Origin of the sequence: Desulfobaculum xiamenense (assembly GCF_011927665.1) — a bacterium.
Lineage (GTDB): Bacteria > Desulfobacterota > Desulfovibrionia > Desulfovibrionales > Desulfovibrionaceae > Desulfobaculum > Desulfobaculum xiamenense.
Genome location: NZ_JAATJA010000002.1, coordinates 121,160 through 144,332, shown reverse-complemented (window position 1 = coordinate 144,332; position 23,173 = coordinate 121,160). Strand labels below are relative to the sequence as shown.

Here is a 23,173-nt window from a genome sequence, read left to right as displayed (position 1 = left end):
ATTTCTCATCATGAACAGGACGCGAGGGAGATGACTGGACAGATTTCGAACGGGGAGAAAAGGCGGATTCTCGCGCCGGTGCAGGGCATGCACTGCGCGGCGTGCTCGGGACGCATCGAACGCGTGGTGGGTGGCATGGAGGGCGTGGACGTGGCGAACGTCAACCTCGCCGCAGAGACGTTGGACGTGACCTTCGATCCATCGCGCACGGATTTCGAGGCCATTGCCACACGCGTGCGCGAACTGGGCTTCGACACGCAGGCCCCGGCGCAGACGCGTAGCGTGACGCTGGCCCTCGGCGGCATGCACTGCGCGGCGTGCTCGGGCCGCATCGAACGCGTTGTGGGTGGCATGGAGGGCGTGAAATCCGCCGCCGTGAATCTGGCTGCGGAGACGGGAGCCTTTGAATTCGATCCCGACCTCACCTCGCAACGCGCCATCAGGGAGGCCATCGCGAATCTCGGCTTCACCTCGCAGCCCGTTTCGGCCACGGCAGATGCCTTCGACACGCGTCGCCGGGAGGCGATGGACAGACTGGACGCCGCGCGGCGACGGCTCATTCCGGCCTTCGCGTTCGCCCTGCCGCTTCTGGTGCTCTCCATGGGGCACATGGTGGGCATGCCGCTTCCCGCGTGGCTCGACCCGGCGCACTCCCCGCTGGCCTTCGCGCTTGCGCAGTTGGCCCTGACGCTGCCGGTGGTGTGGTCCGGGCGGCACTTCTACCTGCGCGGATTCCCCAACCTGTGGCGACGCACGCCGGACATGGACTCGCTCATCGCCGTGGGCACGGGCGCGGCGCTGGCCTACAGCCTGTGGAACACCATGGAGATCGCGCTAGGCGTCAATGCCCACACGCGGGCCATGGATCTGTATTACGAATCCGCCGCCGTGCTCATCGCCATGATTTCACTTGGCAAATTTTTCGAGGCGCGCTCGCGCATCCAGACCACGGATGCCATCCGCGCGCTGATGCGCCTTGCCCCGGACACCGCCCTCTTGGTGGACGAGAACGGCACCCAGCGCGAGGTTCCGGCCGAAGAGGTGGAACCGGGCGACCTGCTCCTGGTGCGCCCCGGTGAGCGGATTCCCGTGGACGGGACCGTGGTGTCCGGGCGTTCCGGCGTGGACGAGTCCATGTTGACGGGCGAATCGCTCCCCGTGACGCGCGACGTGGGCGACAGGGTTGCCGGCGGCACTATGAACGGCTCGGGAGCGCTGACCATCCGGGCCGACCGCGTTGGCGACGACACCACGCTGGCCCGCATCATCCGCATGGTTCGCGATGCGCAGGGTTCCAAGGCCCCCATCGCCGACCTCGCCGATCGCGTAAGCTTCCACTTCGTGCCTGCGGTCATGACCGTGGCCGTGGTGGCGAGCGTGGCATGGTATGCGTCCGGTGCGGAATTCCCCTTCGCGCTGCGAATCTTCGTGGCCGTGCTGGTCATCGCCTGCCCGTGCGCCATGGGCCTTGCCACGCCGACCTCGATCATGGTCGGTACCGGACGAGGCGCGCAGCTGGGGGTTCTGGTCAAGAGCGGTCAGGCCTTGCAGGCCGCGCAGGGCGTGCGGGCCGTGATCTTCGACAAGACCGGCACCCTGACCCACGGCAAGCCTGAATTGACGGACCTCGTGGCGCTACCCGGCGCAAAGCGAGACGAAGCGGAACTTCTGGCGCTTGCCGCAGGAGCCGAGGGCGTATCCGAGCATCCCCTTGCCCGCGCCGTGACGGCTGCGGCCGAGACGCGCGGTGTAACACCGGCGACGCAGACGGCCTTCGAGGCCCTGCCCGGACGCGGCATCCGCGCCACCGTGGCCGGACGCGAGGTGCTCATCGGCAACCAGGAATGCATGACGCAGAACGCGGTGGTCGGAGCCGAGGGAGCAGAGGCCGCCGTGGCTGCGGAGCGCCTCGCCGCCGAGGCCAAGACGGTGCTGTTCATGGCCGTGGATGGCGCGCTGGCTGGCCTTCTGGCCGTCGCGGACACCATGCGCGACGAGGCTCCCGGGGTCGTGGCCGAACTGCGGCGGATGGGGCTTCGCGTGATCATGCTCACCGGCGACGCCGAGAATACCGCCCGGGCCATCGCGGCGCAGGCGGGCATCGACGAGGTGGCCTCGCGGGTACTGCCCGAGCGCAAGGCCGAGGTCGTGCGCGAATTGCAGGAGAAGGGGCTGGCCGTGGCCATGGTGGGTGACGGCATCAACGACGCCCCGGCGCTGGCGCAGGCGGATTGCGGCGTGGCCATGGGTTCCGGTATCGACGTGGCCGTGGATTCGGGCGACGTGGTGCTGGTGCGCAGTTCGCTGCACAGCGTGGTGACGGCACTCTCGCTGTCGCGCGCGGTGATGCGCAACATCCGGCAGAATCTCTTCTGGGCCTTCGCCTTCAACACGCTGGGCATTCCCGTGGCGGCAGGCGTGCTGCACATCTTCGGCGGGCCGACCCTCAATCCCATGATCGCGGGAACGGCCATGGCGCTGTCCTCGGTGACAGTGGTCTCCAACGCCCTTCGCCTTCGATTCTTCCGGGGCTAGCCTCGGAAGAATTCCAGACTTTGGCGGTCCGTTGTCCCTGTGGGACGGCGGACCGCCTTTCGCGTTCAAGCACCCAGATAGTCGAGAAAGATGGCGACGCATTCCGGGCACAGATGCGTGCCGCGCGCGTCGTTGATGATTTGCAGGACCGTGCCTTCGGGCATGGGGTCCCGATAGGGGCGCGTGCTGGTGAGGGCGTGGTAGATGTCGCCCACGGCGATGATGCGGGCGAAAAGCGGAATCTCGCCATTTTTGAGGCCATGCGGATAGCCCGTTCCATCGAGGCGCTCGTGGTGGCTCTGCACGGCGGGGATGAGGTCGCTCATGGACGGGATGGGGCGCAGGATATCCGCCCCGATGGTGGGATGCGTCTTGATGATCTCGTATTCCGCCTGCGTGAGCTTGCCCGGCTTGAGGAGCACCGCATCCGGAATGCCGATCTTTCCAAGGTCGTGCAGGCGGGCGGCGATTTCGAGCTTCTCCATCTGGTCCCGGTCGAGCCCCATCTTGCGGCCCATGCCCACGGCGATCTCCGCCACGGCCTCGGAATGGCCTCGGGTATAGAGATCGCGGGCTTCTAGCGCCTGAATGAGCGACGTGATGGAGGCCAGCAGCAAGCCATGCTCCGCCTGCAGGCGTTCCTTCTCGTGCAGGAGCTTCAGGAAGTGGTCCGAAAGGAGCTTCTCAGCCACATGCACGAGGTGCTGACCATTGAAGGGCTTGGGCACGTAGGCCGCCGCTCCGGCGCGATACAGACGGCGGATAGTGCCCTGATCGGCCTGCGAAGTCATGACGAGAAAGGGGATGGCCAACCAGCGCTCGTCGGCCTTGAGGGCGGTCAGGAGTTCAAGCCCGTTCATCACGGGCATCTCCAGATCGCTGACAATGAGATCGACCCGGCCATTGGCCGAAAGGATGTCCAGCGCCTGCTTGCCATTCTCGGCGGTGACGACGCGGAATCGCGCCTGTTCCAGTTCGCGCTTCACGCTGCCGCGCACGAGCTGGGAGTCGTCAACCACGAGGACGAGCCTGTCGCGAACGATGTCGGCCCGCTCAAGCATGTCACGAATGGCGCGGCGGAAGACGTCGCTGCCGCCGGACTTGGGCAGGTAGCCATCGGCCCCGACGCGAAAGCCGTGCTCCACGGCGCTCTCGTTGTCGCGGGAGCTACAGATGACCACGGGAATGGTGCAGGTGACGGGGTCGCCCTTGAGCTTCTCGCACAGGGTGAAGCCGTCCATGCGGGGCATGTCCACATCAGAGATGATGAGATCGAAGTGGTCCGCGTGGGCTTTCTCGAAACCGTCAATGCCGTCGTTGGCCTGCGTGACGAGTGCTCCTATCTGCTGCAATTCCCGCTGGATGGCCTTGCGGATCAGTCTGGAGTCATCGACGACGAGGATCTTGGGCTGTGACATGGACCGAGTGTTATTGCATTTGCGTGCGGAGTGCAATGGTTGTCCTGTTACGTGATATCGCGTCGTCAATACCCTGTGCGTACGCATGGTTGCCGTCCTCACGTGAACTACGTCCGCGCCCCGGCCTGATGTGGTCGGTTGGCCAGATGCGCGCCCCTTCTCCCCCGAGGACGACGGTCCAAGGCCGCTCCTTGTCGCTTGTGTTCAAAACAGAGGTAACCGCTCGTCAAAAAAGAATTTTTTATGAACACACGCCCCAAAACGCCATACAGGCCATCACCAGCCAACTTCTGTGAGCTAGACGGCATACCAGCACGATGATACCCGCATCGAACTGTGCGAACGCCGAAAAAATCGGAATACGTAAACCTACCCCTGTGGAAAACTCGACTGGCGGGGTGATGCCCCCTCCACCTGCGGCGCAGGCCCGGACCAACACGTCACGCGGTATGTGCAATCGCAATGTATTTTGATATGTTCCGCAGACATCAGGCACGTGTGCCGTCATTGCGTCTACGCGGCGGCGTCCACGCAGAAGCACCGGACGGAAACGCATGGCCCCACACGAGGCTGGAAACGGCTCACCGCCAATGCCCCTGTGGAGATGACAAACCCGGCACGAGTGGGTAGAGGTGTGCCGATGCGGCGAACGCCGCGAACTTGACGCACAAGAAGGAGCCACATGGCCAGACCGAGACCGCTTTCCGTGAAGAAACTCCGGGCCGAGATGGACCCGGAGAGCATCTCCTATGCGGATAGTCGTGAAATTTCAGAATATTCCAAGGTGAAGCCGCCGCAGCCGCGTGCGCTGATGGCCCTCGAAATGGGGCTTGCCATCGACGATCCTGGCTACAACGTCTACGTCGCCGGAGACCCGAACCTCGGCCGGACCTATCTCGTGCGGCAGTTCCTCGAGCCTCGCGCCGCGAAGATGCCGCGCCCGCGGGATCTCGCCTACGTTTACAACTTCCTCGACCCGGATCGCCCGCGCATCCTGAGCCTGCCCGCCGGTGGCGGAAAGCGGCTCAAGAAGGCGCTGGACGCCGCCATCGCCGACATCCGTCGCGAGGTTCCCGAAAAGCTGGAGCAGGATTCCTTCGCCCGCAAGAGCGAAACCCTGCTGCGCACCTTTCAGGACCGCCGCGAAGAAATGCTGCGCGACATGGAGCAGCGCGCCTCGGCGCAGGGCTTCGAGCTGGAGGTGGACGAACAGGGCGGCATGACCCTCTACCCGCTGGTGGAGGGCAAGGTCGTCACCGAGGTCGATTTCGACCGGCTGGATTCGGACCTGCGCACCCGCCTCAAGAAGCGCGGAGACGATCTCCTCGCCGAGATGACCAAAAGCCTGCGCAGGCTCACCCGCGACGAGCGCGACTACCGCGAGGATAGGCGCAAGCTGGAGCGCGGCGTGGTCACCTCCGTGATGAACCGCTACCTCGGTCCGCTGACCGAAGAATATGCCGACGACGAGGGCGTCTCCGGATTCCTCAAGGCCCTACGCGCGGACATCATTGAGAGCATGGACCAGTTCCTGCCCTCGGACGCCGCCCCGCCCACGGGCATGCAGGCGCTGTTCGACAGCGGCTCGCAGGACGACTTCTTCGTCCGCTACACCATCAGCCGCTTCGTGGACAACTGCGCGGCCAAGGGTGCACCCATCGTCTTCGAGAACCACCCCACGATATCCAATCTGCTGGGCAGCGTGGAGCGCGAGGCCGAGATGGGCGCCCTGTACACGGACTTCACGCTCATCAAGTCCGGCGCGCTGCACCGCGCCAACGGCGGCTTCCTCGTCCTGCGCATGGAAGACCTCATTCAGGTTCCGGACGCATGGGACGGACTGCTGCGCGCCCTGCGCGCGGGCAAAAGCAAAATCGAGGATCTCGCCGACCACGAGGCCGCACGCACCAAGACCATCGAGCCGGAACCCGTGCCGCTGTCCGTGAAGGTCGTGCTCATCGGCTCCGACGAGCTCTACGAGACACTTTTCGCGGTGGACGACCGCTTCTCCAAGCTCTTCAAGCTCAAGGCGCACATGCAGGACACCGTTCCCCGCACGGCCACGTCCATCAAGGGCTACCTCGGCGTGCTGGCCCGCATGATCCGCGACGGCAACTTCCAGCCCTTCGACCGGGGCGCGCTGGCCGGGCTGGTGGACCACGCCTCGCGCATGGCCGAGGACCAGCAGAAGCTGTCCCTGCGCCTGCCGCTGGTGCGCGAACTCATGATCGAGGCCTCCGCGCTCGCCCGCATGGAAGGCCACGAGCTAGTCACCCGCGAGCTGCTCGAAAAGGCCTCGCGCAACCGTGATTTCCGCGCCAACCTCTATGAAGAGGAATTCATGGGCGACTATGACCGCCAGCTCATCAAGGTCGCCACCTCCGGGTCCGGCGTGGGCAGGGTCAACGGTCTGGCCGTAACCATGTTCGGCGATTACGAGTTCGGCTTGCCGCACCAGATTTCCTGCACCGTGGGCGTGGGCCATGGCGGCATTCTCGACCTCGAACGCGAGGCCGAACTGGGCGGCCCCATCCACACCAAGGGCATGATGATCCTCAAGAGCTGCCTGCTGAGGCTCTTCGCGCAGGACAAGCCCCTCGTGCTCACCGGTAGCCTGTGTTTCGAGCAGTCCTACGTCGAAGTCGAGGGCGACTCCGCCTCCGGAGCCGAACTCGCCGCCCTGCTCTCGGCCATTTCCGGTGTGCCCATCGACCACTCGCTGGCCTTCACCGGTGCAGTCAGCCAGACCGGCGCGATCATGGCCGTGGGCGGCGTCACCCGCAAGATCGAAGGCTTCTTCCAGGTCTGCAAGCGCCGGGGCCTCAATGGCAATCAGGGCGTCATCGTCCCGCAGGACAACGTGGTACACCTCATGCTCGGCACCGAAGTGGTGGAAGCCGTGCGCGATGGCAAATTCCACATCTACCCCGTGTCCACCATCGAGCAGGCCATGGAAACCCTCACCGGACTTCCGGCCGGAAAGCGCCGCGCCTCCGGGAGCTTCCCCGCTGGCACCCTCTACCGCCGCGTGGACGACAGACTTGCCGAGCTGGCCGAACTGGCCGCCAAGCAGCAGCCGGACGACTGATCCGCGCCGCGCATCATCGCCATTACAGGGCGCGCTCCTTCGGGAGCGCGCCCTTTTTCGTGTCGTCGCAGGGGGGGCGTATCGTTCGTTGCCCGATGCGGGACATGGCCTCCGGCGGCCGGGGCTTTGCCCCGGACCCCAGTCAAGGAAATGATTTCCTTGACAATCCTCACTAAGGCTTCGCCCCGATAAGCCGCACGGTGCGCCAAGGGCACCCACGTCCATCGCATGTCGGGGGTCCAGGGGGCCAGCGGCCCCTTGGCCGGCGGAGCCTACGGCTTGCATGTGGCAATGAACGATACGGTCCGTCTCACCGCCCCATGGCGTCGGTTGTTCGTTGTGTTCGTATCACACATATCGTACTGAAATAGCACACTAAAATGCTGTTCACAACGCACATGCGCAGACGTGCCGGAGGCCACGGATGGATAGGGAGGACATGGGATTGAGGAGGCATCCTTGCAAAAGGACGTGAAGAGGGGCATGGTCCTGTGCGTCTGAACTCTATTTTTCCGGGAGGATATGCACCATGGACAGCTTTGCCGAAATTCTGAAGGACATGGACTTCGAATTCTTCGCCACCGGGCAGTATGGCATGGGCGCCGAGGAGGCGCGTGCCCTCATTGGCAACGATCATTTCATCTTTCTGGACGTCCGCGCGGACGAGGAAGTGAAGTACCTGAGCTTCCCCTTCGCCAAGCACATTCCGCTTCGCGAACTTCCGGAGCGGCTGGGCGAACTGCCGCGCGACAAGTTCATCATTCCCTTCTGTGCCACTGCATTCCGCGCGGCGATGGCCTTCGCCTTCCTGCTGAGCCACGGCTATCTCGAAGTAAAGGGACTCAACGTGGGATCGGACGCCTTCGCGGCGGTGCTGAAGCCCGGCGCATTGTACAATCTGGAGAAAGCTGGCGCAGGCCTTGCGCGCTAGGCCGGTATACCTTATAAATTGATGTATTGCTCCTCGCCGCGTCCGCCCCGTTTGCACGTCAGTCCACCGGCGGCGCAACGCTCCGGGCGGGCTGTCCCCGTTCAGGACTTTACAAAGCCCCCCCTTTGCGGGTAGAGCATCACTCTTGTTTTTCAATCGACACTAAAGGGAGGAATCCATAATGGCCCACAAGAAGCATGAGCGTCTCAAGGAGCTCGACCGCAAGCGCAAGCGCAAGGAAGAGCGTATCAAGGAGCGCATCCGCGAAGCCAAAGCCGCTGCCAAGAAGTAATTTTTTCCCGCGCGGTTGCCGGGTGGGCCTCCTTGCGCCCTGGAGCCCCACCCAGCTAACGCTCGCCCTCTTTTGACGGGCGCTTTCTTGACAACCTTGCGCGGCGGACTTACCTGCTGGCGACAATCCAGACGACCGCATGAGGTGATTCGAATGCCTATCTACGAGTACCGTTGTACCGAATGTGAGCAAATTTTCGAGGAGTGGCAGCGCGACTTCGACTCCCACGAAGTTCCGTGCCCCGTCTGCGGTGCGAAATCGCAGCGCCTCATTTCCAATACCAGCTTCGTGCTCAAAGGCTCCGGCTGGTACGTGACCGATTACTGCAAGGGCGGCAGCCACGGCAGCGCCAAGTCCGACGTTGCCAGCGGCACCACGACATCCTCGAATCCGCCCAAGAAGGAAGCAGCCTCCAGCAAGGCCGAAAATTCCTCGCCGCAGGCCTAGCGCCGCGGCGGAAGGCAGCATTCGCTGCCTTTTTTTTTGCTGGAATCCGGCCAGTTGGCCGGTCCGTACACTCACCCAAACATCCGGAATCCGTGTCATGATCGAACGCTACACCCGCCCCGAGATGGGGAGCCTGTGGACCCTGGAAAACAAACTCCGGGTCTGGCTGGAAGTGGAAGTCGCCGTGTGCGAGGCATGGTGCCGACTGGGCATCGTTCCCGAAGACGACATGAAGGTCATCCGTGAAAAGGCGGACTTCGACGTCGACCGCGTCCTCGAAATCGAGGAAAAGACCAAGCACGACGTGATCGCCTTCCTCACCGCCGTTGAGGAAAAGGTCGGCCCGTCCAGCCGCTTCATCCATCTGGGCTGCACGTCCTCGGACATCGTGGACACCGCCAACGGCGTGCTGCTGTCCCGCGCGGGCGCCATCATCGCCCGCGACATCGAGCGTGTGCTCGGCACCCTGCGCGACATGGCCCACGCCAACAAGGGCCGCCTCGCCATTGGCCGCACCCACGGCGTGCATGCCGAGCCGACGAGCTTTGGCCTCAAGATGGCGGGCTTCTACGCCGAGTTCAAACGCCATCAGGAGCGCTTCCTGCATGCGTGGAAGGGCGTGAGCGTCGGCAAGATTTCCGGCGCGGTGGGCACCTACGCCCACCTCAACCCCGAGGTCGAGCGCATCACCTGCGAGATTCTGGGCCTCGACGTGGACCCCATCTCCACCCAGATCATCCAGCGCGACCGCCACGCCGAGTTCTTCACCGCCATCGCTCTCCTGGCTGGCGGCGTGGAACGCCTGTGCGTGGAACTGCGCCACCTCCAGCGCACCGAAGTGCTTGAGGTGGAGGAAGGCTTCAGCAAGGGCCAGAAGGGTTCCTCGGCCATGCCGCACAAGAAGAACCCCATCTCAGCCGAGAACCTCACCGGCCTGTCGAGGCTGATGCGCACCAATGCCATGGCCAGCATGGAAAACATGGCCCTGTGGCACGAGCGCGACATCTCCCACTCTTCCGTGGAGCGCGTCATCATGCCCGACTCCACCATCATGGCCAACTATGTGCTCAACCGCCTGAACGGCCTGCTGGCCAACCTGCGCATCAACGGCGACAACATGGACCGCAATCTTCGCGCGTCCTACGGCCTGTTCTTCTCGCAGCGTGTGCTTCTGGCCCTCATCGAGACGGGTCTGGAGCGCCAGAAGGCCTACGAAATGGTGCAGGGCGTGGCCATGCGCTGCTGGAACGAGCACCTTCAGTTCCCCGACGAGGCACGAAAGGACAGCGAGATTTCCTCGCGCCTCTCGTCCGAAAAACTGGACGAAATCTTCGACCACAGCTATTACCTCCGACAGGAAGACTTCATCTTCGAAAGGGTGTTCAAGTGACCATGACCGATCTCAAGAAAAGACTGGCCAAGATTCTTCTGGAGAAATCCTACATCGAAGGCGAGGTCACCCTCACCTCCGGCAAGAAGAGCGACTACTACTTCGACTGCAAGCAGACCGCATTGCACGCCGAAGGCTCGTGGCTCATCGGAACGCTGTTTTTGGAATTGCTGAAGGATTGTGATATCGATGGTGTGGGCGGCATGACCCTCGGCGCGGACCCGCTGGTCTCGGCCGTGACCGTGCTCTCGCACGCGCAGGGACGCAACCTGCCCGGATTCATCGTCCGCAAGCAGCCCAAGGGACATGGCACCAACCAGTATCTCGAAGGCATGAGCAACTTCCGCCCCGGTTCGCGCGTCGTCCTGCTTGAGGACGTCGTCACCACCGGCGGAACCCTCCTGAAGGCGATCGAGCGCGTGCGTGACGCGGGCCTCGAAATCGCCGGAGTGCTCTGCGTGCTCGACCGCGAGGAAGGCGGCCGCGCCAATATCGAGAATGCCGGGTTGGAACTGACCTCCATCTTCACCCGGAGAGAACTTCTGGATGCGGGCAAGGACTAGAACCGGAACCATCCTCCTCATGATTGCAACCTGTCTGGCCCTCGCCGCTTGCGCGGACGGGGGCCGGCAGGCTTTCCATTTCCTGTGGCCCGACATCGACGACCCCTACGTCGCCGCATGCAGGCAGTGGTCGCGCTCGGCCGCGCTCTATGACGGCATCAATACCGAGCTGACCGCCACGGCCACCATCAAGGCCCGCGCATGGCGCGAGGCCTTCGCCACGCGCTACGCCAACGTCTACGGTCTCGACGAGGCCGAGGAAGCGAAAATCCTCCATGACCAACTCCGCGCCCACGAGGCCGGAACGGACGTCATCGTCGCCGTGGCCAGCCGCAAGCGGGACATCACCCGCCTCGAACCGAACACGAAGAACTGGCGCATCCAGGCCGTGCAGGGCGACATTGCCCACGAGCCCATCGAGATCCGCCCCCTGAAGCGGGACAACTGGCCGCCCGAAAAGCTGGCTGCATTCTTCCCGCATCACACCCGCTGGCAGAAGTACTACATCATCCGCTTCGAGCCTCTGGCGTCGGGTCCGGTGCGCCTCATGATCTCCGGCCCCGCCGGAAAGGTCGAATTCGACTGGCAGAACTACAAGTAGAGACCACGTGAACGGACGCATCTGCATCATCGCATTGGCCATGGTCCTGCTGGCGACGGGAAGCGCCGTCGCCTCGGGGTGGAACGCCACGCTGGACAGCCACCCCAACCTGCCGCCCAAATTTCTGGCCGTGGACAAGAAGGCCCAGGAATTCTACGTCTACAGCCAGCAGAGTCCGCTGCAGCTCGTCAACCGACTGCGCTGCACGACAGGTCAGCGCGATGGCGACAAGCGCGTCACCGGCGACCTGCGCACCCCGGAGGGCGTCTACTTCGTGGAACGCCATCTCACCGGCGGGCTGGACTACGCTCTGTACGGGGATCAGGCATTCACCCTGAACTTCCCGAACCCCGTGGACCGGCTCAAGGGCAAGACCGGCTACGGCATATGGATTCACGGCAGGGGCAAGCCCCTCGTCCCGCGCGACACACAGGGCTGCGTGGCACTGACCTCGCCCGATCTGCACTCCGTGCAGGGCGAGATCACGCCCGGCCTTCCGGTGGCCATCACCAACACCGTGCGCGTGGAAGATGACGCCGCCATCTCCCCCTCGGAGATGGACCGCACCATCGATGAACTGGTGGGCAAGGTGCAGGGGTGGGCCACGGCGTGGGAGAACGGCTCCGACGACTTCTTCGCCTTTTACGACGCCAAGCGCTTCAGCCGCGCGCAGCGCCAGCCCTTCGAGGCGTTCAAGAAGCGCAAGAAGCGCCTGTTCGCCACCTATCCGTGGATTCGCGTCATCCCCTACGACATCCGCGTCCTGCCCGGACCGGACTACTGGGTGACCTATTTCCGCCAGTACTACCGCACGCCCACCGTGGTTTCCGAGGGCATAAAGCGCCTGTACTGGCAGCGCGACGACAAGGGCCGCTTCCGCATCGTTGGCCGCGAGTGGGTCCGCACGCCCACCACCCTCGACGGGGTCTACCTCACCGAGTCCCGCAGGGACATCGCCGCCATGCTGGAGAAGTGGCGCGGCGCATGGCAGAAGGCGGACCTCAAGGGCTACGCCAAGGCCTACGCGAAGTCCGCAACGCAGGACGAGCGCAGGGGCAGAAAAGACATCGTGGACCACAAGGCCGACGTGTGGAGCCGCTCCAAGCCCAAGTCCGTCACGTTTTCCGATTTCAGCTACGCCATCGTTCCCGAAGGCGTACAGGTCAGCTTCCGGCAGGACTACCACGCCCGAAGCGGCTATGGCGACAGTGGACGCAAGACCATGATTCTGGTCCCCGAGGCCGGAAGCTGGAAGATCATCCGCGAAGACTGGAGAGCCTTGTAAATGAGCAACGCCAAATACAACGTGCTGATGATGCGGGACAACAGCCCCGTGCGTCGCTACCGGGTCAGCCCGGCATGGCTGCGCGCGGGCATCTATCTGCTGTTGCTCCTGCTCGCCGTCGCAGGCGGTGGCGGCTGGGCCGGGTTCACCTTCTGGACGCAGAACATGCGCCTTTCCGATGATCTGGCGTCCACCCAGCGCGAGCTTCGCGACGCGCGCATCGAACTGGAGCGCCTACGCAACATCGACAACATCCTCAAGTCCAACGACCCCGAGGACCTGCAATCCCTGCTCGGCACCGTGTCGCAGAGCGAGAAGGCGGAGGAGAAGCCCACCGCCCCGCCCGTGGACCTGCGCAAGCTCTTCCGCCGCGTGGACATGCAGCAGGTACGCGTGGACAATCTGCAAGCCAAGGTCGAGGGCGAGCACGTCAACATCACCTTCAACCTGAACAACCTCATCGCCACCGGCTCCATCACCGGTTCCGCGGAGCTGACGCTGCTCACAGCGGACGGCAGGGAAGTGCAGCCCAAGGTGAACCGCGACGATCTCGTGTTCCAGATCCAGCGCTTCAAGCAAATCGCCACGGCCTTCGACCTGCCGGAGGACACGCCCATCGCCAAGGTGTTCGGCGTTCGCCTCGGCATAAAGAATTCATCGGGACAGACGCTCTTCAGTGAAACATACCCTCTGTCGTACATCCGTTCTTAGTCTCGCGGCGCTTCTTCTCTTCGCCGCGCAGGCCTTCGCGTCCTCGCACACGTTCTTCGCGGGGACGCAATACCCGCTGACCGTCCACATCCTGCGCGGCGAGCGCCCCGGCCCCACCGTCATGGTTCAGGGCGGCATACAGGGCGACGAGGCGGCGGGCTATCTCACCGCACAGATCCTCACCCGCGCCACCGTGCATAATGGCACCCTCATCGTCGTGCCGCGCGCCAACGTCCCCACGGTCCATGCCCGCGCGCGCCAGATCAATGTCGATCTCAACCGCCGCTTCGACAAGGACTACAACTCGTTCTACGAGGACCGCCTCGCCCGCGTCATCCGCTATCTGCTCTCGCGCAGCGACGCGCTCATCCACCTGCACGAGGGGTCGGGCTTCTACCGCCCGACATACGAGGACCAGCTTCGCAATCCCGGCCGCTACGGCCAGTCCATCATCATCGACACCCCCGTCTTCCAGAACCGCATCAACCTCGCCGAGGTGGCCACCAACGTGCTGGCCCAGCTGAACGACTCCATCGTTCCGGCCTACAGGTTCACGCTGTTCAACACCAACACCTTCTCCACGGACACCACACACCCCGAGCAGCGCAAGTCGCTGACCTACCACGCCCTCAAGGACGTTGGCATTCCCGCGCTGGCCATCGAGGTCTCCAAGGACATCATCCAGCTCGGGTGGAAGGTCGTGCAGCAGCTTCGGGCCACTGGCCTCGTCCTCGAACAGTACGGCGTGTCCGTCACCCTGCCCGAGATCACCGAGGCGGAGGTGGACCGCTATGCCCGCAAGAGCGGGCTGGTACGGGTCAACGGCCGCACCGTCACCCCCGGCGACGCGCTCACCCTGTCCCTGCCGCCGGGATCGCGCATCGAGGCACAGCCCGTATCCGGCGAGGACGCGACCGACTGGTCGCCCGTTCCGGCCGTGTTCGCCTCGGACCGCCCTGGCGTGAACATCCTCGACGCGCCGCGCCTCGCGCTGACCACGTTCTCCTCACTGGACGTGCGCGCCGACGGCAAGCGCATGAGCAGCCTGACCCTGAACTGGCCCAATGCCGCCGCAGGACGCGGACAGCGCCCCGCCAAGGGCAAGCCGCTCTTCGTATGCTGGCTCAACAAGCGGCTCCTGTTCGTCCCGGCCGACGAAACCATCGAGACAGTGGCCGGTGACCAGTTCGTCATCGAGGGCGTCTGGAAACCGGAAACCGACGGACGGCAGGAAATCCTCAATTTCAAGGGCTACGTGTCCCAGCGCGGGGCCAACAGCGGCCAGGACGTCGGGCAGGAGATCATCCTTGATCCGGACGTCTTCCTCGGCCGCTTCGTGGAGCGCGGGGACGACCTGTGCACCTGCCGCGTGGTGCGCGAAACCCCCGGACAGGAGCGTAGCGAATTCCGCATCGCCATCCGCCCGCGCACCGTGCGCGCCGCCGTCCTCGTCGACGCTGACGGCCACGAAAGCATCCTGCCGTGGACCAACGGCGGCTCGGCCCGGCTTGCGCAGGGTTCCTACACGCTAAAGGACCTCTGGAGCAACGGCGACCGCGACAGAATCATCGCCACCGTGGACGAGCAGCCCATCCCGTGGGACGGCACCGTGCAGGTGACGGACGGCCGCACAGTCACGCTCTGCCTGCGGCAGGCCACCACGTTCCGCGAACTCGGCCGCATGGACATCGCGGGCGACGCACCGGCCCTGCACGCCAACGGCGCGCCGTCCGACAGGAACCCGCAATGAACATCTTCCACGTCAATCTTCCCCTATCCTACGCCGCCCGCGAACCGCGCTACATCGACCTGTTCATCGAACACGGCCTGAACCCGGAGCTCGACATCGACCTCGCGGCCTTCGAGACGCTTGACATGGCATGGCACCGGGCCACGGCGGACCGCCTGCATCAGGCAGGACTGTGCTGCGCCGTGCACCTGCCCTTTCAGGACCTGCACCCCGGCAGCCCGGACCGCCTCATCCGCGAGGCCACGGCGACACGCCTCGCCATGGCCTTCGATATCGCGGAAATCTACGCGCCGACGCACCTCATCGGCCACGCCATGTACTCAAACTGGCTCTACAACGGCCTTCACGACGCATGGCTCGATGCCTCCACGCTGACGTGGAACACGCTGCTCGCCCTGTGGCCCAACCATCCGCCGCTCTACCTCGAAAACGTCTACGAGACCGCGCCAGAATCGCTGGCCGAGCTGGTCTCGCGCATCACCGAGGGGCCGTGCGGCGTGTGCTTCGACATCGGGCACTGGCACGCCTTCGGCAACGGCGTGGCAAAGGGCGACATCGACCACTGGGTCGACACGCTGGCCCCGCACCTCCGCCACCTGCATCTGCACGACAACGACGGCAGTTCGGACCAGCACCTAGGCCCCGGCGCGGGGAGCATCCCCTTCGACGCCGTTCTCGCCGCGCTGGCCCGCAACGACCTGCACCCCAGCGTCACCTTCGAGCCGCACGACGAGGACGCCCTCACCCTCGTGCTAACTTTCGCCCGCAACACCCCGGCCCTGTTCGCCCCGGCGGACTAAGCGGACCGCAACTCTTCCCCCGCGAGAACCATGAGCGCCCGCGTTCCCTACCGTTTCGTCAAGGTCAGCCCCGGCGGCAACACCACCATCCTCGTCATGGACCCTCCGGCCATGTCCTCACGACAGCGCGCCGAAGTGGCGGCGCGGCTCATGGACCCGCTGCACCTCGGCGCGGAGCAGGTGGGCTTCGTGAACACCACCAGCGCCATTCCCCGGCTGGACATGATGGGCGGCGAATTCTGCGGCAATGCCGCGCGCAGCGCGGCCCTCGTCCTCGCCATGAGCGGACACCCCGCCATGACGGAGCACGACGGACTGCACACGGGGCGCATCGAGGTCTCCGGCGCGGACTCGCCCCTCGACGTGTACGCGCGCATCGGCGGGAACCCCACGGCGGGCATCGACATTCCGCTGCCTGCGGCGGGTCTCTCGCGCCATGCCTTGGGCATCCATGTCGCCCGGCTGGACGGCATCACCCACGTGCTCCTCGACGAGGCCTCCTCGCCCTTTCCGGAAAATTACGCGGCCTACGCCGCCACCATCCGCGCCGACCTCGGCCTCACCCAGTGCGAGGCCGCAGGCTGCATCTGGTACTCCCGCGAGAAGGACGGCGCATCCATCCGCCCGGTGGTCTGGGTCCGCGAGACAGACACCACCTACTACGAAACCGCCTGTGGCTCCGGCACGGTGGCGCTGGCACTGCTCATGGCCGCCAACGGCCATGCGGGCACCGTCTCCGTACGCCAGCCCAGCGGCAGCCACATCGCCGCCACCATCCGCCCCAACGCCGCAGGCTCGCCAGAAAGCGCCCGCATCGACGGCCCGGTGGCCATCATCGCCACCGGAACGACCTACGCCTGAACGCGGCCAGCGCCTTGCGCCATCCCTGCCTGGGTGGTAGGGGGCCTGTCCGCGCCGCATCCGGGCCGTGAACATTCAACCGCCATGTGATACACAATCGTCATGATCAAAATCATCCTGAAGAAGGGCAAGGAGAAGTCTCTCCTGCGCCGTCATCCGTGGGTCTTTTCCGGCGCCGTGGACTCCGTTTCGGGCGAGGCCGCACCGGGCGAGACCATTTCCGTGCAGTCCGCCGACGGCTCGTTCCTCGGCTTCGGCGCGTGGTCGCCCCACTCGCAGATCCGCTGCCGTATCTGGAGCTTCGAGCGCACGGACGTCATCGGTCCCGAATTCTTCCGCGCGCGCATCGACGCCGCGCTGGCCCTGCGCCGCGCCCATGGCAGCGACATTCCGCTTCGGGCCTGCCGCGTGGTCAACGCCGAGAACGACGGCCTGCCCGGCCTCATCGTGGACCGCTACGGTGACTTCGCCATCTGCCAGTTCCTCGCCGCCGGTCCCGAATACCACAAGGACACCATCGTCGCCGCGCTGACCCATGCCATGCCCGGCCTGCGCGGCGTGTACGAGCGCTCCGACGCCGATGTGCGCATCAAGGAAGGCCTGCCCGTCTTCTCGCGCCTCTTGTGGGGCGAGGAGCCGCCGGAGACCATCGACATCGACGAACTCGGCGTGACCTTCCGCGTGGACGTGCGAAACGGCCACAAGACCGGCTTCTACCTCGACCAGCGTGACAACCGCCGCCTCGTCGGGGCCTACGCGCGCGGACGCGAGGTGCTCAACTGCTTCTGCTACACCGGCGGTTTCGGCGTGTGGGCGCTGGCCGGCGGAGCGGCCCACGTGCTCAACATCGACACCTCCGGCCCCGCGCTGGACATGGCCCGCGCCAACGTCCGGGCCAACGGACTCGACATGGACCGCGTCCAATTCATGGAGGCCGACGTGTTCAAGGCGCTGCGCGCCTTCCGCGACGAAGGCCGCACCTTCGACCTCATCGTGCTCGACCCGCCGAAGTTCGTGGACTCCAAACAGGCCCTCGACCGCGCCTGCCGAGGCTACAAGGATATCAACCTTCTCGCCTTCCAGATCCTGCGCCCCGGCGGCACGCTGTTCACCTACTCCTGCTCGGGCCTCATGGACGACGACCTGTTCCAGAAGGTCGTCGCCGGAGCGGCCCTCGACGCGGGCAGACAGGCCAGCATCATCCACCGCATCGGGCAGGCCCCGGACCATCCGGTCCGGCTCTCCTTCCCCGAGGGACGCTACCTCAAGGGCTTCGCCATCCACGTCGAATAGACGTCCGGCAACGCCGAAAGACTCTGACACGACGGCCCCCCGCTGCGCCACGCAGCGGGGGGCCTTTTGCGCATGAAAACCGGAAAAAAGACGCCCACCATCGTCATCGCGCGCCAACGGCCCGCACCGCCGTCATTTTCCGCCAAGGGTTGGCGATAGCGCCCCGATTGGGTATGCTGGACACAATCCTCGAAATACCGACACATTGCAGGAGCGGCGAGCATGGCACGCAGGCGGCAGGCATCCGGGAACGGCGCGAACCCCCTCTGGTACAAGGACGCCGTGATCTACGAGGTCCACGTCCGGGCCTTTCACGATAGCGACGGCGACGGCGTGGGCGACTTTCGCGGCCTCACCGAAAAGCTCGACTATCTGCAGGACCTCGGCGTCACCGCCATCTGGCTTCTGCCCTTCTTCCCCTCGCCCCTCAAGGACGACGGCTACGACACCGCCGACTACCGCGACGTGCACCCCGCCTACGGCACCATGCGCGACTTCCGCACCTTCCTGCGCGAGGCCCACGCCCGCGGGCTCAAGGTCATCACCGAACTGGTCCTCAACCACACCTCGGACGCGCACCCGTGGTTCCAGCAGGCACGCCGCGCCAAGCCCGGCACCGCCGCGCGGGACTTCTACGTCTGGAGCGACACCCACCGCCGCTACGAGGAAGCCCGCATCATCTTCCAGGACTTCGAGAACTCCAACTGGACCTGGGACGACGTGGCTGGGGCCTACTACTGGCACCGCTTCTACTCCCACCAGCCGGACCTCAATTTCGACAACCCCGCCGTGCGCAAGACCATGACGCGGGTGGTGGACTACTGGTTCAAGCTCGGCGTGGATGGCCTGCGCCTCGACGCCGTGCCCTACCTCTACGAGCGCGAAGGCACCAACTGCGAGAACCTCCCGGAGACCTACGACTTCCTGCGCGAACTGCGCACCCATATCGACGCGAAATTCGAGGACCGCATGCTGCTGGCCGAGGCCAACCAGTGGCCCGAGGACTCGGCGGCCTACTTCGGCAACGGCGACATGTGCCACATGGCCTTCCACTTTCCCATCATGCCGCGCCTGTTCATGGCTCTGCACATGGAGGACCGCTTTCCGCTCATCGACATCCTCGAACAAACGCCGGAGATTCCCGCCACCAGCCAGTGGGCGCTGTTCCTGCGCAACCACGACGAACTGACGCTGGAGATGGTCACCGACGAGGAGCGCGACATGATGTACCGCGTCTACGCGCGCGACCCGCAGATGCGCGTGAACCTCGGCATCCGTCGCCGCTTCGCGCCGCTCATGGGCAACAACCGCCGCATGATCGAGCTCATGAACGCGCTCCTGCTCTCGCTGCCCGGCACGCCCGTGCTCTACTACGGCGACGAGATCGGCATGGGCGACAACATCTACCTCGGCGACCGCAACGGCGTGCGTACCCCCATGCAGTGGAGCCCGGACCGCAACGCCGGATTCTCACGCGCCAATCCGCAGCAGCTCTACCTGCCCGTGGTCATCGATCCGGAATACCACTTCGAGACCGTCAACGTGGAGGCGCAGGAGAACAATCCCCACTCGCTGTTGTGGTGGATGCGCCGCATCATCGCCCTGCGCCGCAGGCACCGGGCCTTCGGCCGTGGCGAAATGACCTTCTTCACCCCGGAGAACCGCAAGCTCCTGTGCTTCGTGCGCAGCCACGGCGACGAGTGCATCCTCGTGGTGGCCAACCTCTCGCGCCACGTGCAGCACGCGGAAATCGACCTCTCCGCCCATATGGGCATGGTGCCAGTGGAAATGTTCGGACGGGCCGAATTCCCGCCCATCGGCCCGCGCCCCTACCCGCTGACCATCGGCGGACACTCCTTCTACTGGTTCCTGCTCGAACCGCAGCACGCACAGGAGGCCGCCGCCGGACGCACTCCGGACACGCAGCCCATCGAATGCGCCGAAAGCTGGGAGGAAATCTTCGAGGCTCCCGCATCGGGCCTGCTGTGCCGCAGGCTGCCGGAGGTCATTGCCGCCGCGCCGTGGTACTGCGCCGGACCCCGCCGGGCCATCGCCTCGGCGGGCATCCGCGAACGCCTCGCCGTGTCCGACACCGAGCCTCCGGCGCACATCGTGCTGGTGGACGTGGAATACGCGGGGGGCGGCGAGGACTGCATCTCGCTCCCCATGGCGTGGGCCACGGGCGAACGCGCCGCACGCATCGCGCAGACGAATCCCCACGCCGTCATCGCACGGGTGCGCCTGCGAAATTCCGGCGAGGAAGGTATCGTCTTCGACGCGCTGGTCTCACGCACCTTCTGCATCGCCCTGCTGGGCAACGTGCCGCGCCACACCGGGGCACCGGAACGCGCGGGCCGGATTTCCGTCAGCCGCACCCGCGCCCTGCGGGGCATGGTCCGCGACGCGGAACTCACCCTGCACGCGCCATCGGCCCGCGTGGACCAGAACAACTCCGTGGTGGTCTTCGGCGACAGCGTCGTACTCAAGTTTTTCCGCAGGCTCGATCCCGGCGTCAGCCCGGAGCTGGAGGTGGGGCGCTTCCTGAATGAGCGGGGCTATCCCCACAGCCCACAGCTACGGGGGGCCATCGAATACCGCCGCGACAGGCTCGAATCCCCCATGACCATCGCCACCCTCACGGACTACGTGCCCAATCAGGGCACGGCATGGCAGTACGTCATGGAAATGCTGCGGGGCGTCTTCGAACACGCGCAGGCGCGACGCGAGGCCGCACCATCCACCCCAACCGCGCACATGCTGGAGCTTGGCGCGGCGCAGGCCCCGCCCGAAGCGACAGAGATGTTCGGCGCGTCCATCGGACGCTTTGGCGTCCTTGGCCGCAGGACCGGCGAGATGCACCTCGCGCTGGCCTCCGGCGCCGGGCAGCCCGGAGCGGAAGCCTTCGAGCCGGAGCCCTTCACCCGCCTCTACCAGCGCTCCCTGTATCAGGGCCTACGGAGCAACGTGGGCCGCGTCTGGCCGCTGTTGCGCAAGAAACTCGACACCCTTCCCGGACATACGCAAGACGACGCGCAATGGGGCATGGCCTCGCGCCAGACCATACTGGACATCCTGCGCAAGGTGACGGACCACCGCTTCGGCGGACGACGCATCCGCTGCCACGGGGATTTCCACCTCGGGCACGCCCTGCTGACCGGGCAGGATTTCACGATCATCGACTTCGAGGGCGACCCGGACCGCACATGGGGCGAGCGACGGCTTCTGCGTTCGCCACTGCGTGACGTGGCAACGCTCCTGCGCTCCATGGACTATGCGGGCTTCGCAGCGGTCTCAGCCCATGCGGAACAGGGCTTCGTGCGCCCCGGGGGGGGCGAGGCGCTGCTGTGCTGGGCGCGCTGCTGGAGCCACTGGGCGGGCGTGGCCTTTGTGGAGGGCTACATGGACGCCGTGGCGGGCGTGGACATCGTTCCGGCGACCACGGACGAAACGCGCATCCTGCTCGACGCATTCCTCATCGACCGCGCCGTGACCGAACTGGCCGAGGAACTGGACAACCGTCCGGCATGGGCGGGCGTGCCGCTGGCCGCCATCCGCGCCATCGTCGAGGCGACCATGCGGGAGAACTCATGATGCTCCGATCGAGCGGCATTCTCATGCACCCGACGTCCCTGCCCTCGCCCCACGGCATCGGCGGGCTTGGCGACGAGGCCTACGCATTCGCGGACTTCCTGCACCGCACCGGCCAGCGCGTGTGGCAGCTTCTGCCCCTCACACCCACGGCAGAGACCTCGTGGAACGATCCCTACCACAGCGTCAGCGCCTTCGCGGGCAATCCGCTGCTCATCTGCCCCTCGCGCATGGCCGCCGAGGGCTGGCTCGACCCGGCGGACGTCGCCAATCCGCCCGCCTTTCCCGAGGACAGTGTGGACTTCGCCGCCGTCACCCGTCACAAGTTCGCCCTCTTCGCCAAGGCCTACGCCCGGTTCTCCCCAGCCGCCCACCCCGCCTACGCCATCTTCCGCGAGGAACAGGCCGACTGGCTGGACGACTACGCGCTCTTCGTGGCCTTGCGCGGGCGCTACGGTGGCAAGCCGTGGACCGCATGGCCAGACGCCCTGCGCGACCGCAACCCCGACGCGCTTGCCCGCGCACGGGCAGACCTCGCCGAGGACATGGATTTCGCCGCCTTCCTGCAATGGATCTTCCACCGCCAGTGGACGGACCTGCGCCGCCACTGCCACGGCCTCGGCATCCAGCTCTTCGGCGACATGCCCATCTACGTGGACCACGACAGCGCGGACCTCTGGCGCTCCCCGCAGAACTGGAAACTCGACGAAAATCTCCAGCCCCGCGCCATGGCGGGCGTGCCGCCGGACTACTTCAGCGCCACGGGCCAACTGTGGGAAAGCCCGGTCTACGACTGGGACGTCCTGCGCGACTCCGGCTTCGACTGGTGGATTCGCCGCATCCTGCGCAACCTCGACCTCTTCGACATGCTGCGCATCGACCACTTCCGGGGTCTTGCGGCCTACTGGGAGGTTCCGGCGGGTGAGCGCACGGCCATGAACGGACAATGGATCGAGGCCCCGGCCGAGGAACTCCTCGAAGCGCTGCACGCCCGGCGCGCCGCCCTGCCCCTCGTGGCCGAGGACCTCGGCGTCATCACCCCGGACGTGCGCGAGATCATGCATCGCTTCGGCCTGCCAGGCATGAAAATACTCCTCTTCGCCTTCGGCCCGGACATGGCGCGAAATCCCTACATCCCGCACAACATCGGCCCGCACAGCGTGGTCTACACCGGCACGCACGACAACAATCCCACGCTGGGCTGGTTTGACGACGAGGCCGACGCCGCCACCCGCGAACGGCTCTTTGCCTACCTCGGGCTGCGCCTGCCACGAACGGACATCCCATGGGCGTTGGTGCGCATGGCGCTCCTCTCCCATGCCAACCTCGCCATCATCCCCACGCAGGATCTCCTATGCCTCGGCTCCGAGGCGCGCATGAACCGCCCCGGACACCTCAAGGGCAACTGGCACTGGCGCATGCGGCCCGAAAGCCTGACCACGGACATCGAAACGCGCCTCGCCGCGCTGACGCGCATATCCGGGCGTGCAACGCCCGAGGCCGGGCGACACAAGAGCGACGCATGTCCACCGCCCGCGCAACGATGCCTCCCCTTCGACGGTCCAACGGGCTGACGCGCCCGCCCGAATGGCGTATGACTCGTAATGGCCCCCGACGCGA

General features: G+C 65.5%; 16 protein-coding genes. 15 read left to right on the top strand and 1 reads right to left on the bottom strand.

Annotation, left to right across the window (positions count from 1 at the left end; all coding sequences use genetic code 11):
• The first annotated feature begins 30 nt into the window (after positions 1-30).
• Entirely contained in the window at positions 31-2,535 is a 2,505-nt protein-coding gene (locus GGQ74_RS08525) for a heavy metal translocating P-type ATPase (protein WP_245168219.1), read from the top strand.
• Between the two features lie 65 nt (positions 2,536-2,600).
• Here GGQ74_RS08525 and GGQ74_RS08520 read toward each other — a convergent pair whose 3' ends face one another.
• Complete coding sequence (locus GGQ74_RS08520) at positions 2,601-3,953, bottom strand: response regulator (protein WP_167941147.1); 1,353 nt, start codon at positions 3,951-3,953, stop codon at positions 2,601-2,603.
• Positions 3,954-4,635: 682 nt separating this feature from the next.
• On the opposite strand from GGQ74_RS08520, the gene GGQ74_RS08515 reads away from it, so the two are divergent.
• The 14 genes from GGQ74_RS08515 (at position 4,636) to malQ (ending at position 23,127) form a co-directional block, all read left to right on the top strand.
• Complete coding sequence (locus tag GGQ74_RS08515) at positions 4,636-7,041, top strand: Lon protease family protein (protein WP_167941146.1); 2,406 nt, start codon at positions 4,636-4,638, stop codon at positions 7,039-7,041.
• A gap of 529 nt (positions 7,042-7,570) precedes the next feature.
• Complete coding sequence (locus GGQ74_RS08510; RefSeq protein ID WP_167941145.1) at positions 7,571-7,972, top strand: rhodanese-like domain-containing protein; 402 nt, start codon at positions 7,571-7,573, stop codon at positions 7,970-7,972.
• Positions 7,973-8,417: 445 nt separating this feature from the next.
• Complete coding sequence (locus GGQ74_RS08505; protein ID WP_167941144.1) at positions 8,418-8,711, top strand: FmdB family zinc ribbon protein; 294 nt, start codon at positions 8,418-8,420, stop codon at positions 8,709-8,711.
• A gap of 97 nt (positions 8,712-8,808) precedes the next feature.
• Positions 8,809-10,101: an adenylosuccinate lyase gene (gene purB / locus GGQ74_RS08500; RefSeq protein WP_167941143.1), complete on the top strand. Its 1,293-nt coding sequence runs from the start codon at positions 8,809-8,811 to the stop codon at positions 10,099-10,101.
• A gap of 2 nt (positions 10,102-10,103) precedes the next feature.
• Positions 10,104-10,664: an orotate phosphoribosyltransferase gene (gene pyrE / locus GGQ74_RS08495; RefSeq protein ID WP_167941142.1), complete on the top strand. Its 561-nt coding sequence runs from the start codon at positions 10,104-10,106 to the stop codon at positions 10,662-10,664.
• Between the two features lie 19 nt (positions 10,665-10,683).
• Positions 10,684-11,265 (top strand): hypothetical protein, encoded by a 582-nt coding sequence (locus GGQ74_RS08490; protein ID WP_167941141.1) that lies wholly within the window; start codon positions 10,684-10,686, stop codon positions 11,263-11,265.
• 7 nt (positions 11,266-11,272) lie between these two features.
• The gene (locus GGQ74_RS08485; RefSeq protein ID WP_167941140.1) at positions 11,273-12,550 is read left to right on the top strand and encodes a L,D-transpeptidase Cds6 family protein; all 1,278 of its coding nucleotides are present in this window, start codon (positions 11,273-11,275) and stop codon (positions 12,548-12,550) included.
• Positions 12,551-13,261 (top strand): hypothetical protein, encoded by a 711-nt coding sequence (locus GGQ74_RS08480; RefSeq protein ID WP_167941139.1) that lies wholly within the window; start codon positions 12,551-12,553, stop codon positions 13,259-13,261.
• Positions 13,227-15,011: a M14/M99 family metallopeptidase gene (locus GGQ74_RS08475; RefSeq protein ID WP_342448604.1), complete on the top strand. Its 1,785-nt coding sequence runs from the start codon at positions 13,227-13,229 to the stop codon at positions 15,009-15,011. The genes GGQ74_RS08480 and GGQ74_RS08475 overlap by 35 nt, the downstream gene beginning before the upstream one ends.
• On the top strand, positions 15,008-15,811 hold the full coding sequence (locus tag GGQ74_RS08470) for a sugar phosphate isomerase/epimerase family protein (protein WP_167941138.1): 804 nt from the start codon (positions 15,008-15,010) through the stop codon (positions 15,809-15,811). Before GGQ74_RS08475 ends, GGQ74_RS08470 begins: the two co-directional genes overlap by 4 nt.
• 30 nt (positions 15,812-15,841) lie before the next feature.
• A complete protein-coding gene (locus GGQ74_RS08465) occupies positions 15,842-16,672 on the top strand; it encodes a histidine racemase CntK family protein (RefSeq protein WP_167941137.1) in 831 nt (276 codons plus the stop codon).
• Between the two features lie 102 nt (positions 16,673-16,774).
• Entirely contained in the window at positions 16,775-17,965 is a 1,191-nt protein-coding gene (locus GGQ74_RS08460) for a class I SAM-dependent rRNA methyltransferase (protein WP_167941136.1), read from the top strand.
• A gap of 222 nt (positions 17,966-18,187) precedes the next feature.
• Positions 18,188-21,556 carry a maltose alpha-D-glucosyltransferase gene (treS, locus tag GGQ74_RS08455; protein WP_167941135.1) on the top strand — a complete coding sequence of 1,123 codons (3,369 nt, stop codon included), beginning with the start codon at positions 18,188-18,190 and terminating at the stop codon, positions 21,554-21,556.
• The gene (gene malQ / locus GGQ74_RS08450; RefSeq protein WP_167941134.1) at positions 21,553-23,127 is read left to right on the top strand and encodes a 4-alpha-glucanotransferase; all 1,575 of its coding nucleotides are present in this window, start codon (positions 21,553-21,555) and stop codon (positions 23,125-23,127) included. Before treS ends, malQ begins: the two co-directional genes overlap by 4 nt.
• Positions 23,128-23,173 lie beyond the last annotated feature (46 nt).